The organism is Maricaulis maris MCS10 (genome assembly GCF_000014745.1).
GTDB lineage: Bacteria > Pseudomonadota > Alphaproteobacteria > Caulobacterales > Maricaulaceae > Maricaulis > Maricaulis maris_A.
This window is the reverse complement of record NC_008347.1, coordinates 2,500,406-2,512,650: the sequence shown is the minus strand read 5'-3', so window position 1 is coordinate 2,512,650 and position 12,245 is coordinate 2,500,406. Positions and strand designations below refer to the sequence as shown.

General features: G+C 61.8%; 9 protein-coding genes and 1 tRNA gene. 4 read left to right on the top strand and 6 right to left on the bottom strand.

Going from position 1 to position 12,245, the window contains the following annotated elements:
- Positions 1-44: 44 nt before the first annotated feature.
- Positions 45-1,091: an NAD(P)-dependent alcohol dehydrogenase gene (locus tag MMAR10_RS11945; protein ID WP_011644240.1), complete on the top strand. Its 1,047-nt coding sequence runs from the start codon at positions 45-47 to the stop codon at positions 1,089-1,091.
- A gap of 121 nt (positions 1,092-1,212) precedes the next feature.
- Here MMAR10_RS11945 and MMAR10_RS11940 read toward each other — a convergent pair.
- Positions 1,213-1,289: transfer RNA gene (locus tag MMAR10_RS11940), tRNA-Arg, on the bottom strand.
- 209 nt (positions 1,290-1,498) lie between these two features.
- On the opposite strand from MMAR10_RS11940, the gene MMAR10_RS11935 reads away from it, so the two are divergent.
- Together MMAR10_RS11935 and MMAR10_RS11930 are read left to right on the top strand one after the other, a co-directional pair.
- Complete coding sequence (locus MMAR10_RS11935) at positions 1,499-4,378, top strand: S8 family peptidase (protein ID WP_011644239.1); 2,880 nt, start codon at positions 1,499-1,501, stop codon at positions 4,376-4,378.
- A gap of 161 nt (positions 4,379-4,539) precedes the next feature.
- Positions 4,540-7,104 carry an EAL domain-containing protein gene (locus MMAR10_RS11930; protein WP_150099773.1) on the top strand — a complete coding sequence of 855 codons (2,565 nt, stop codon included), beginning with the start codon at positions 4,540-4,542 and terminating at the stop codon, positions 7,102-7,104.
- Between the two features lie 41 nt (positions 7,105-7,145).
- Here the strand turns inward: MMAR10_RS11930 and MMAR10_RS11925 are convergent, their stop codons facing one another.
- The gene (locus tag MMAR10_RS11925) at positions 7,146-7,796 is read right to left on the bottom strand and encodes a 2-hydroxychromene-2-carboxylate isomerase (RefSeq protein ID WP_011644237.1); all 651 of its coding nucleotides are present in this window, start codon (positions 7,794-7,796) and stop codon (positions 7,146-7,148) included.
- 90 nt (positions 7,797-7,886) lie between these two features.
- Entirely contained in the window at positions 7,887-8,435 is a 549-nt protein-coding gene (locus MMAR10_RS11920; RefSeq protein WP_011644236.1) for a methyl-accepting chemotaxis protein, read from the bottom strand.
- A 156-nt stretch (positions 8,436-8,591) separates the two neighbouring features.
- On the opposite strand from MMAR10_RS11920, the gene MMAR10_RS16385 reads away from it, so the two are divergent.
- Positions 8,592-9,521 (top strand): thermonuclease family protein, encoded by a 930-nt coding sequence (locus tag MMAR10_RS16385; RefSeq protein WP_011644235.1) that lies wholly within the window; start codon positions 8,592-8,594, stop codon positions 9,519-9,521.
- Between the two features lie 124 nt (positions 9,522-9,645).
- Here MMAR10_RS16385 and MMAR10_RS11910 read toward each other — a convergent pair whose 3' ends face one another.
- From MMAR10_RS11910 to fdxA, 3 genes are all read right to left on the bottom strand, one after another.
- Entirely contained in the window at positions 9,646-10,563 is a 918-nt protein-coding gene (locus tag MMAR10_RS11910) for an RNA polymerase factor sigma-32 (protein ID WP_011644234.1), read from the bottom strand.
- Positions 10,564-11,159: 596 nt separating this feature from the next.
- Complete coding sequence (locus MMAR10_RS11900; protein WP_011644233.1) at positions 11,160-11,669, bottom strand: CarD family transcriptional regulator; 510 nt, start codon at positions 11,667-11,669, stop codon at positions 11,160-11,162.
- Positions 11,670-11,889: 220 nt separating this feature from the next.
- Complete coding sequence (gene fdxA, locus MMAR10_RS11895) at positions 11,890-12,231, bottom strand: ferredoxin FdxA (protein ID WP_011644232.1); 342 nt, start codon at positions 12,229-12,231, stop codon at positions 11,890-11,892.
- Positions 12,232-12,245: the final 14 nt, after the last annotated feature.

Genomic DNA, 12,245 nt, shown 5'->3' with positions numbered 1-12,245 from the left:
ATCACTCTAAACTTCCATACCGAAGCATCGAAACGGAGCCAATCATGCCACAAACCCTCGGCTATGCCGCCCAGTCTGCCGACGCCGATCTGGCGCCGTTTTCCTTTGACCGGCGCGAGCCAGGCCTGGACGAGGTCCTGATCGAGATCACCCATTGCGGGGTCTGCCATTCCGATCTCCACCAGGCGCGCAATGACTGGAAGAACACGGCTTACCCGTGCATTCCCGGGCACGAGATCATCGGCACGGTCGCAGCTGTGGGGGCCTCGGTGACGCGCTTCAAGGCCGGCGACACCGTTGGCGTCGGGTGCCTTGTCGACAGTTGCGGCTCCTGCGGGCATTGCGATGAGGGGCTGGAGCAGTATTGCGATACCGGAGCGACGGGGACCTATAATGGTCGCCTGCCGGATGGCGGCCATACCTATGGCGGCTATTCCCAGAAGATCACCGTCAAGGAGAGCTTTGTCCTGCGCATCCCCGACACGCTGGATCGCGCCGGCGCCGCGCCGCTCCTGTGCGCCGGCATCACCACTTACTCGCCACTGCGGCACTGGAAGGTCGGGCCGGGTCAGCGGGTCGGCGTGGTCGGGCTGGGCGGGCTGGGACATATGGCCGTCAAACTCGCCAGGGCCATGGGGGCCGAGGTTGTGCTGTTCACCACGTCTCCGGGCAAGGTCGAGGATGCCAAGCGCCTCGGTGCATCCGAAGTGGTGATCTCCAAGGATCGCGACCAGATGAAGGCGCAGCGCAACACGCTCGATTTCATCCTCAACACGGTCGCCGCCTCGCACAATCTCAACCCTTACCTCGATTGCCTGAAGGTCAATGGATCGCTGGTGCTGGTCGGTGTGCCCGAGGAGGCGCACCCGTCGCCTTCGGTCGGCCGCTTGTTGTCCAAGCGTCGCTCGATCGCCGGCTCGGCCATTGGCGGGATCGCCGAGACCCAGGAAATGCTCGATTTTTGCGCCGAGCACGGCATCCATTCCGACATCGAGATGATCGCCATGGCCGATATCAACCAGGCCTATGAGCGGATGCTGAAAAGTGACGTGAAATACCGCTTCGTCATCGACATGGCGACGCTGGGCTAGAACAAGGCAATCCGTACTGATCGCCCGGACCCGCCGGGTCCGCCAGCGCGACCGCGCGTCGGGCCCTGAAGGCCTGCACGTCGGAGGCGTCCGCGAAGTGGCTTGCCGCGAGAGCAAAATATGGTGACCCCGGCGCGATTCGAACGCACGACCTACGGATTAGGAATCCGTTGCTCTATCCTGCTGAGCTACGGGGCCGACCAGAATGCCTAACTGGAATAGTTGATTTGCCGACGCAAGTGCGAACTTCGGTCTGTCGACGGCTTGCGGACATTGCGCGGTCCTGTCTGTCGGCAACCCATTCTTAACCAATGGCTCAATTAAGCGTTTGTTTACAACGTTTGTTAGAGAGGGCGAAATGTAAGAGGGCGATATTGGTCGCATGTAAATGGGCTGGGAGGCTCCTCATGCGTCAATATTTCAAATCCGGAGCTGCAGCGATTGCACTCATGTCCGTGACCGGGGCCATGACTTCTGCATACGCGCAAAATTCCGACGAGAACGCGGGTGACGGGTACAATTTCCTTCACCCGTATCGCGGAGACATCAATCCGTTTTTCGGTGATATCAATCCCTTCCGCGGCGACATCAACCCGTTCCGCGGCGACATCAATCCATTCTACGGCGACATCTCGCCCTTCTGGGGTGACATCAATCCCTTCTGGGGTGACATCAATCCCTTTGGCGGGGACATCAATCCCTTCTTCAGTGACGACATCAATCCGTTCTGGGGCGACATCAATCCGTTCGGCGACGACATCAATCCCTTCTGGAGCGACATCAACCCGTTCTGGCGGGATGTCGGCCCGGTCTGGGGTGATCTCAATACAGCGTGGAATGAGGCGGCGGCCGGCGGGGGCGACTTCACGATGATCGCCAATGACATGGCGTCAGTCATTGCACGCGCCGAAAGCGTGTTTGGCGGCGCCATCCAAGCGCGCACCGGCCTGAGCATGGACGAGGCCTTCCTTGCCGCCCTGCTGGCCCGCTTCGGTATTGATCTGGACAACCCGGACAGCCTGGCCTCGGTCAGTGCCGGCCAGCGGTCGGAATTCTTCCTGACCTTCTATGACAGCCTGATGGGCTTTTCCGGCGTCGATCATGTCGATCACTGGATGCCGGCCATCAATTGGTCGCCGGCCCTGGCGGCCAGCTATGACTGGGGCCGCTCGCCGCTGGTCGGCGTGCTCGATTTCAGCGTCAACACGGTCGAGGGCAGCAGCTTCCGCGGACAGCGCGGAGAGCGCGATTATCTCAACGTCAATCACGGCAATGCTGTCGCCAGCCTGATCGGCGCGCCGGTAGATGGTGTCGGTGTCATGGGGGTCGCCCCGCATGCGGCGATGCGTTTCTACAATCCGTTTGATGCATCCCATACGGCCAGCTGGGACGATGTTGCCGCCGGGGTGGAATCCCTGGCCAATGGCGGCACCTCTGTCATCAACATGTCGCTGGGCGTCCCCGGCTGGACCCTGCACCAGGACTGGGCCGAGGTCTTCCGCCAGGACCGGGTGGCGCGCCATGCCGATGATCTGACCTTCGTGGTCGCCGCCGGTAATGACGGTGTCACGCAGACGGTTGATCTGGACTGGACCGGTGTCTCGGTGCTCGACAATCTGCTGCTCGTTGGATCGGTCGACCCGAACGGCAATATCTCGTCCTTCTCCAATACTCCGGGCGAAGCCTGCTTGCTGACCAATGGCGTTTGCGAGACCGGTGCCCGCCTGATGGACCGTTTCCTGGTTGCACCGGGTGAGCTCATCCTCGTCGATGATGGCGAAGGCGGTGTGACCCGTGTGTCGGGGACCTCCTTTGCGGCGCCGCTGGTGTCCGGTGCGGCGGCCCTGGTCAAGGGTTGGTGGTTTTGGCTCGATGGCAGTGAAGTGGCGGATGTCCTGTTGTTGTCGGCCCGTGATCTCGGCGAGCCGGGTGTGGACGCGGTCTATGGCCACGGCATGCTCGATGTGGCCGGTGCCATGTCACCGCTGGATCCGGCCAATCTCTATGGCCTGGACAAACGCAATGATCCGGTCGAAGCGGCGGAATTGATCATCACGGGTGGTCGCCTGTCCCTGCGCCATTCCAACAAGCATTACGTCACGGTGTTTGAGGATGTCGGCAACAGCTTCCGCGACTTCACGATCGCGGTGGACGATCTGATAGTCGGGAGTTCCCTTTCGGAATCGGTCGCCAATGCCTATGCCGAGCAATATATCTACGAGCGGACCAGCGCTTCGCTGACGGGCTCACACTTCTCGGATGTCTCCAGCGCGTCGCAAATCCTGTCCCAGCGCGGCAATCTGATGGTGACGGCTACGGCCTCCACCCTGGATCCGTCCAATGTCGGCTATGCCCGTGATCTTGGCTTCCATGCCGGTGTCGAGCTGACCGATACGGAAAGCGGCCGGTCCATGAAATTCGGTGTCGGTGAGGGTGCCTTGGCCTTGTCCAGCCAGACCGGTTTCAATCTCTTCTCGGACCATCGTCCGGAAAGCGGTGGGGTGAACCCGGTTCTCGGCTTCGCATCCGGCGGTGCCTATGCAGCCAGCACGTTCAATATGGACGGCGATCTGCAGGTCTCCTTCGGTATCACGACGACCCATGAACAGGCGATCTATGTGATGCCGGGTACTGGTGAGGAACAGGCCCTGTTTGACGGTGTTGCGCCTTACCAGGCCTTCGCGGCCAATCTCGACCTCAGCTATCCGCTGGGTGACCAGGTCACGATCAATGGTTCACTGACCCAGCTGCACGAGGCGACCGGTCTGCTTGGTGCCCAGGGTGGCAGTATTCTGGCCCTCGAGGGCGGTGCGGACACGACCGCGCTGACCGTTGGTCTCGACGCCCGGCCATCCTCGCGCATCTCTCTGAGCGCCTCGATGACCATGGCCCAGACACGGACCACCGCCTTTGATGGTGGCCTGCTGGACATAGCCGAGCGTATCGACAGTACGGCGGCACAGGTCTCGGTCCGTTACGAGGCCCTGTTCTCGAACAATGACGGTGTCCGCTTCAGCATGGTGCAGCCGCTCCATATCGAAAGCGGAGCCCTGAGCTATACCGGCATGGCGGTCACCGATCGCGAGACCGGTGAGCTGGGTGTCCAGAGCGACACCTGGGAGCTGGGTGGCCGACGCCCGGTCTATGCCGAGGTCATCTATGCAACCGAGCTGGGGTCATCGAACCGCCGCCTGAGCGTCTTCAGTCGCCAGCAATTGTCCGGCGACGAGCAGGTTTCGGAGTTCTCGGCCGCGACCAGCGGTATGCGTTTCGAAATGCGTTTCTGATCCCCGCGGCAGCGCATTGAAAGAGGGCCGTCGACGAAAGTCGGCGGCCCTTTTCATTGGTCTCGCCTCGCGGGTGGCGCCCTTAATTAGGCATTCCTTTAACGGGGACTGGTAGAGTCAGACATCATCGCCGTCCAAAGCGACGCGTTCGGAGAGTGTTTGTGCGTTTGCCTGCAAGTCCATTGGCGGTTGTTGCGGTCGTCCTGAGCCTGGTTCTGGTTCTGGTGCCGTCCGCTGTGCGCGCGCAAGGATCTGAAAGAGTTCATACTTTCTCGGAAGCAGTTGATGCGGCGCGCTCCGTGATGATGGCCGATCCGACGGCCGCCCTTTCCCTGGCCGAGCGTGCGGAAGTCTTGGCCGGTCAGCTCATAAATAATGAACGTGATGAAGCATTGGCAACGGCCGAATGGCTGCAGTCTGAAGCGTTGACCCGCATGGGGCGCGCCGAGGATGCCCATCCGCACGCCCTTGAGGCGCTGGCCCGTTTGGGCGCGGCACCGGCCGAGACAAAACTGCTGGCTGACATCTTCACCTCGCTCGGGCGGATCGAGAAAGTGCTGGGCGAACATGGCGAGGCGCTGGAGCATTATCAGCGTGCCTACGAGATATACCGCGATCTGGACGAGCGTCGCAGCGAGTCGATTGCCCTCCAATCCATGGCCTCAATCTATTCTGACGCCCAGCAGTTCGAGCGGGCGGTAGAGTATTTCAGGAGTGCACTCGAGCGCTTTCAGGATCCGTCTCTGGATCTTGCCGCCCACAATAATCTCGCGAACGCACTGACCCAGATCGGGCGTTATGATGAGGCTGCGGCCTCGTTCGAGCAGGCGCGGACCCTCGCGCAGTCGATGGGCAGCGCCATCCTCGAGGCCCGCGTGCTCAACAATCTTGCCAATATGCAGCTTGAGCAGGCCGATCATGACGCCGCCGAAATCTCGATCGATGCGGCCTTCGCCCTGGTCGAGGATGATGGTACGTTCGAATGGCTTCGCTTCTTCTGGGGCGTGCGGGCCCAGATCGCTTACGGCCGCGGGGAAACCCGTCGCGCGGTCAACTTCCTCAGTGTTGCCTTCCATGATGTCGAGGTCGAAACCACATCCCAGAACTATATGGAGTTGCATGGCCGTGCCGCCGAGATCTATGCGGAACACGGCGATTGGGTTTCGGCCTATGCCCATTTGCGGGCGTTCAAGCGTCTGACGGATGAGCGCGCGGCTTTCGCGACGTCCGCCAACAGCGCTCTCGTTGGCGCCCAGTTCGATTTCACCGAACAGGAACTCGAGATCCAGCAATTGCGATCGGCCGGCCTCGAGCAGGCGCTCGCCCTGGCCCGGGCCCGGCAGAGCCGGAACCTGATGATCGCCTTCGGCATCGGAGCCGCGTGTCTGTGCCTGGCCGGCTTCGTGTATGCGAGAAGCCGGGTGGCGCGCGCCAAGGCACAGGCCCTGTCCGAAGTCCTCTACACGGATGCCAGTACCGGACTGCCCACCCATGCCGCCATGCTCCGCGACCTGGCTGAGATCACTGCCAAAACCGGTGCGGCGCCGGCCGTCATCGCGGTTCAGATCAAGCGCCGCAAGCATTTGTCCGGTGCCCTTGGCTATCACATCTATGCCCGCTTCGAGGCCGCCATCGCCGCGCGCCTTGCCGGTGGAAATTATCCGGTGACAGTGTACCGGCTCCTGCCCGGACTGTTCGGACTCCTGCAGCCATCCGAAGATACGCGCGACGCAAGTGTCGTGGCTCGCGATGTGACCGGATTGTTCGACACGCCGGTCCAGGTTGACGATCTCAATATAGACGTCGGCATCATCTGTGGCCTGGCGCAGGGCGAGGATGCGGAGACCGCCATTCGTCAGGCCCATCTGGCGATTGATCAGGCGCGCCGTCTCAATCTGACCCAAGCCGTGTTCGACAAGGACATGTACGGCAATCCCGCTGCGAACCTGTCATTGATGAGCGAAATGATGCGGGCGACGGAAAAGGGTGAGATGTCGCTCTATTACCAGCCAAAGCTGAAAGTTCGCACCGGGCGGTATGAATCCGTGGAAGCGCTCAGCCGCTGGTTCCATCCCGATCGAGGCTTCATTTCGCCGGATCAATTCATTCCACAAGCCGAGGAAACCGGGCATATCCGGCCCTTCACCGAGTGGGTTATCCGGCAAAGCATCGAGGATCAGAAACGTCTGCTTGCCGAAGGCAAGCCGATTGCCGTCGCCATCAATATCTCCGGCGCCCTGGTCGGCGATCCGGAATTCGCGCGCAAAGCCCGTTCCATGATTGTCGGTGCCAGCGGACCGATCACGCTCGAAATCACCGAGACAGCCGTGATGACCAATCCGGAGAAGGCGATCGAGCACCTCAATGCGTGGCGTGAATCCGGTGCCCGGATCTCCATCGATGATTATGGTACCGGCCAGTCCTCATTGGCTTATCTGCAGATGATCCCCAGCGATGAGCTGAAGCTGGACCGCCAGTTCGTGTCCAACCTGAATGCCAATGCGCGCGGCCGCATGCTGATAAAGTCGACCATCGACCTGGCGCACAATCTTGGTTTGGAGGTTGTGGCTGAGGGGGTCGAGACAGAGACGGATCTCGCCGCGCTGAAGCTCCTCGGCAGCGACTGGATCCAAGGTTATCACCTGTCCAGACCCTTGCCGATTTCCGAGCTGGCCGAGTTTCTGGCTGTGCCGGAAGAGACGATGCTGAGGTCTCAATCCTCCTGACGGCCCGGCGGGAAAGTGGTGCCTGTCTCGGGCCTACACTGTCACGGGCCTGCAGGCTGAACCCCGTCTTGCTTCAGGCGCCAGACAAGCAGGTCGATTCTGTCTTGTCCGAAGAAGGGCTCGCCCTTGTAGGCCAGGGTCGGGACACCCCAGTGTCCGGCGGCCGTGAGGGCGGCTTCATTGGCCATGAGGATGGCATCGAGGCGGTCCGCGTCGGTTTCGGCGGTCGAGATCAGGGCGCTCGCATCCAGGCCGCAGCCCGTCAGTGCGGTCTCAAGAACGCCATCCGCGGTCCAGTCCTCGCCGGTCCAGATTTTCGACGACATGGCGTGCAAGGCGGCGAGGCCGGCCCCGGTCTCCGCTGCGGCCAGTCCGATCCGTGTCAGGCGGTGGATATGCGGCTGGTCGGGCGCGGCGCGCTTGCGGTCGGCCTGCATCAATACCGGGTCGGGCGAGGGCAGGCCGATCGGCATGCCGAGATAGTCGGCCAGGCGCAGGACATCGGTGAGTAAATAGCCCATCCACATCGGGTCTTCACGTTCGAAGAAGTCCGGCTGGCGCAGGGCCAGTGGCCGGACCGGCCGGACATGGATGGTGATATCCCACTCCGCTTCCAGCGCCATGAGGCGCGGCAGGGCGAGATAGGAATAGGGGCTGCGAAAGGACCAGAACAGGTCGACAAGATGGGTCATGCCGGCAGTCTAGGCTGCACTGGCGCCCACACAAGCAAAAGGGCGGGGCCTTGCGGCGCCCGCCCTTGCTGTTCGGCTGTATGGCCGGGTCTAGCGGACCTGGTCGCGCAGCGTGTTGAGCTGGCTGGCCACTTCCTGGGTCGCCTGGGTCATCTGGTCGACGGCTTCCTTGCCGCGCGCCACCGACTGGCCGGAACCGCGAACACCGTCGAGGATTTCCTTGACCTCATTGTCGAGCGCCGAGATGCGCGAGGCAATGTCTTCGGTAGCCTTGGCGGTCTGGCCGGCCAACGCTTTCACTTCACCGGCAACAACCGCGAATCCGCGACCGGCATCGCCGGCACGGGCGGCCTCGATGGTTGCGTTCAGGGCCAGAAGATTGGTCTGGCTGGCAATCGCTTCAATCGTCGAAAGGATGGCGTTGATGCGCTGGGAAGCGTCGGTGAGGGCTTCGACCCGGCGCTCGAGCACCTGGCTCGATTCCTCGACCTGGTTCATCGCGTCACGGGCGACCTGTGCGGCCTCGGCACCCTGTGACGCGCGGGCAGCTGATTCGCCGACGGCTTCAGCGATGGCATTGGCGTCGGTGGTGGCGCCCTCATGGGCAGAAGCATCGTCGGTGTAAGCGTAGGCGTTCATCGGAGGGGTGTCCCTGATTGAAATGTCAGCCATCAGCATTAGCCACAGATGGTAAACGGAATGGTAAACGCCGGGGAATTTTCCAGAACAGGTAAGGGTGCCGTATTGCATCTTGCAACTTATAAGTGCATTATGGGTTTCTTCAAGGAGGCCGTTATGAGATTGCTCGTCCTGTCTTTGCTTTGTCTGGCAGCCTGTGGACCGTCGGCAGCGGTCCAGACCGGTCAATCCGGCGGCGAGGCGGCCTCTGGCGGAAATCCGCCGTCATCCACGCAAGCGCAGGATGTCTCACCATCCGGCCAGGCCGGCGAGGCCGGGTCTGCTGGCAATCTGTTGCCACGCGGTGGGGAACAAGGCGAGCGCGGGCGTATCCTGTCGACCTCCGGGGCACTCACGCTGGTGGTCGAGACTGCGGCCGGCCCGATAGAGGTCCGGCTCGCCGAGATAGACACGCCAGTGCCGGAGCTGACCCAGGCCTGGCTGGCGGACCATGTTGTCGGGCGGGAGATTGAACTGGTCTATTCCGGCCTGCGCCGGGACCGGTATGAGCGGGCCCTGGCCCATGTCCTCATGCCGGATGCGAATGTGGGCGAGGAGCCCGCGCAGGACGCTGCATGGCTGCAATATAGGCTGATCGATGCCGGGTTGGCACGTGTCATGAGCCATGCTGACAACCAGGCGCAGGCCGCCCTGTTGCTTCCCGTGGAAGCCGGTGCGCGTCAGGCCGGGCGGGGGCTGTGGGCCGACCCGGCGCATCAGGTGCGTGATCCTCACCCTGATGCCCGGGCCCAAGATGTCGGCTCGGCCCAAATTGTCGAAGGCCGCGTGCTGGACGCCGTCCAGCTCAATTCCGGACGCATCTATCTCAATTTCGGCAGCGACTACCGGACCGACTTTACCGTCCGGATTGACGCGGCGGACAGTCAGGCTTTCCTGGATGCGGGGCTGACGCCAGCGGCGCTGTCCGGCCAGCGCATCCGGGTCCGTGGATGGGTGACCGATGAAAACGGCCCGATGATCGCCCTGGATCATCCGGCCCGTCTGGAATTGCTGGGAGAAGACGCCAGTGCCGCGCGAGCGCGATGAGCCTGCACCGAATGATTGGCGAAGAGGCGGCAGGATTGCCGCCTCTTCCAGTACCAGCGAGTTATTCCTGTCCGCCTGCAGGCGTCGTGGTCACTTGGCCAGTCGGGCCGGATGGGTCGCCGGATCAGGCATCGGGAAGCAAGCCGGCTTCATGAGGGTCGCCGACGTTTGCGGTCAGATGGTCGCGCAACTTGGCGAGTGCGGCATTTTCAATTTGACGGACCCGTTCCTTCGAAATGCCCAGGCTGTCGCCGAGGCTTGCCAGGGTAGACCCGTCTTCACGCAATCGCCGTTCCCGGATGATGAATTGTTCCCGCGAGTTGAGACCATCAAGGGCCAGTCCGAGCCAGGCACTGCGGCGTTCGCTATCGGTCCGGTTCATGACTTCGGTCTCCGGAGCCGCGGTGTCGTCGACCAGGAAGTCCTGCCACTGGGAATCCTCGGCGTCGCCGACCGGGGCATTGAGAGAGCGGTCTGACGCACTCAACCGAAGTGCCATGTTCTCGACATCCCGTTCGCGTACCCGCAAATCCTTGGCAATCTTCTGACGATTGTCGGGCGTGATAGAGCTGCCGTCGAGATCACCGATATTCGCGCGTATCCGGCGCAGGTTGAAAAAGAGCGATTTCTGGGCGGATGTTGTTCCGGTTCGCACGATCGACCAGTTTCGCAGCACATAGTCCTGGATGCAGGAGCGGATCCACCAGGTCACATAGGTCGAGAAGCGTACATCGCGCTCGGGGTCGAAACGGTCGGCCGCTTTCATCAGGCCGATATTGCCTTCCTGGATCAGATCGGAAAACGGCAGGCCGTAACGCTTGAATTTGGCGGCCACGGCGATGACCAGACGCATATGGGCTTCGGTCAGTTCGTGGAGTGCCTTTTCGTCGCGATCATCTTTCCAGCGGCGGGCGAGATCGGCCTCGTCCTCGCGGGACAGCAGATCCCGGGCCATGGCCGATTTCACAAAACGCTGTTCGCCGGCATCGCGGGCGGCAGTCGGGTGGGCAGAACGTGCAGTGGCGGCCTTGGCGGTCGTCATGGTGGTCCTCCTTGGTTTCAGGAGGAATACGCCCGTACCGGATGTTCGGATCACATGGCGGGAAAGCCGGGCAGATCACGGGCGCATCATTTTCCCCGGGCGCAGACCCGGGGCCGACGAAACCGTCCAGCCCGCGATGAGCCTCGCGTCGGTCCCGGATCGCGCTGACGCGCGTCCGGGAAAAGTGGACGGAGGCGCTAAGAAGGATTGGCGCCGCGGCGCCCACTAAACCATACATCCCTTGCCGGGATGTCGCCGTATCCGGTTTTCCAGGTCAAGGGCCGCGCAGCGGCCGCTTCGCGGTTTCACCCTTGAGCTGGAAAACCGGATACGGCCCGCTGGCTGACAAGGAATTTATGGACGGCTCCCGCGCACCGTGCGCGAAAAATGGTGCGTGTCCCCATTTATTCGAGAAGCGGGGATGGTGAGGCGAGGGCGGCTTCCCGGGTGGTCGAGGTCCCCCGGATGTCCGCTTTGCGGCCACCGGGGGATGACGGCCAGATTGTGCGGAACGCGTTGAAAGCCACGCTCAAAACGAAAACGCCCGGCCAATCGGCCGGGCGTTTCGTGTCAGTCTCGCGATTTGGTCACCTGGATCAGGCGGCGACTTTCTTGGCGAGGGAGGTCGACAGCATTTCGCGGGCAGCCTCGTGCTCGATTTCCTCGACGGCAGCCAGTTCGCGGACCATGCGGTCCAGTGCCGACTCATAGAGCTGGCGTTCGGAATAGGACTGTTCCGGCTGGTCTTCGGCCCGGTGCAGGTCGCGAACGACTTCGGCGATCTGGATCAGGTCACCGGAATTGATCTTGGCTTCGTATTCCTGGGCCCGGCGGCTCCACATGGTCCGCTTGACCTTGGCCTTGCCCTTCAGGGTCTTCAGCGCGTCCTTGACGATCTTGTCGCTGGAGAGGGGCCGCATGCCGGATGCTTCGGTCTTGGCTGTCGGTACGCGCAGCGTCATCTTGTCCTGCTCGAAGGTGACGACATAAACTTCAATGTCGAAGCCTGCAACGCTGTCTTTTTCAACACCCGTCACCCGGCCTACGCCATGCGCGGGATACACAATAAAGTCGCCCTTTTTGAAAGACTTGTCGTTTTTCGTCATGGATGCTCTCTCGTTGGGCCTTGCTGCCACGGAAACACAAAAAGTCGCAGATCGCTCTCAAAGGAATTCCGGCACCCACCCGGCTCTGAGATCGAATTTTCTGCGCGCAAATCACCGTGTAGAAAGGCGGGCGGCGCGACAGGCGCCTCCCATCAATGTGTCCAACATAGCATAAAATTCGGCTATTTCCAAACGGTAGCGCTTGGTTAACCCGAAACGGCTAGTCGCCGCTTCCCGGTTTCTCGGAGAAATATTTCTCGTATTTGCCGGTTTCATCCGCCATCGCATCAGCGTCGGCCGGGGCGTCCTTGCGGAGCGTGATATTGGGCCAGGTCTCGGCGAATTTCGAGTTGATCGCCAACCACTTGCCGTCCTTGTCGTCCTCGGTGTCGGGCTTGATCGCCTCGACCGGGCATTCCGGCTCGCAGACGCCGCAATCAATGCACTCGTCCGGATGGATCACGAGAAAGTTCTCACCCTCGTAAAAACAGTCAACGGGGCAGACTTCCACACAGTCCGTATACTTACAGCGCACGCATGCGTCGGTGACAATATAGGTCATGTTGGCCGGGACTT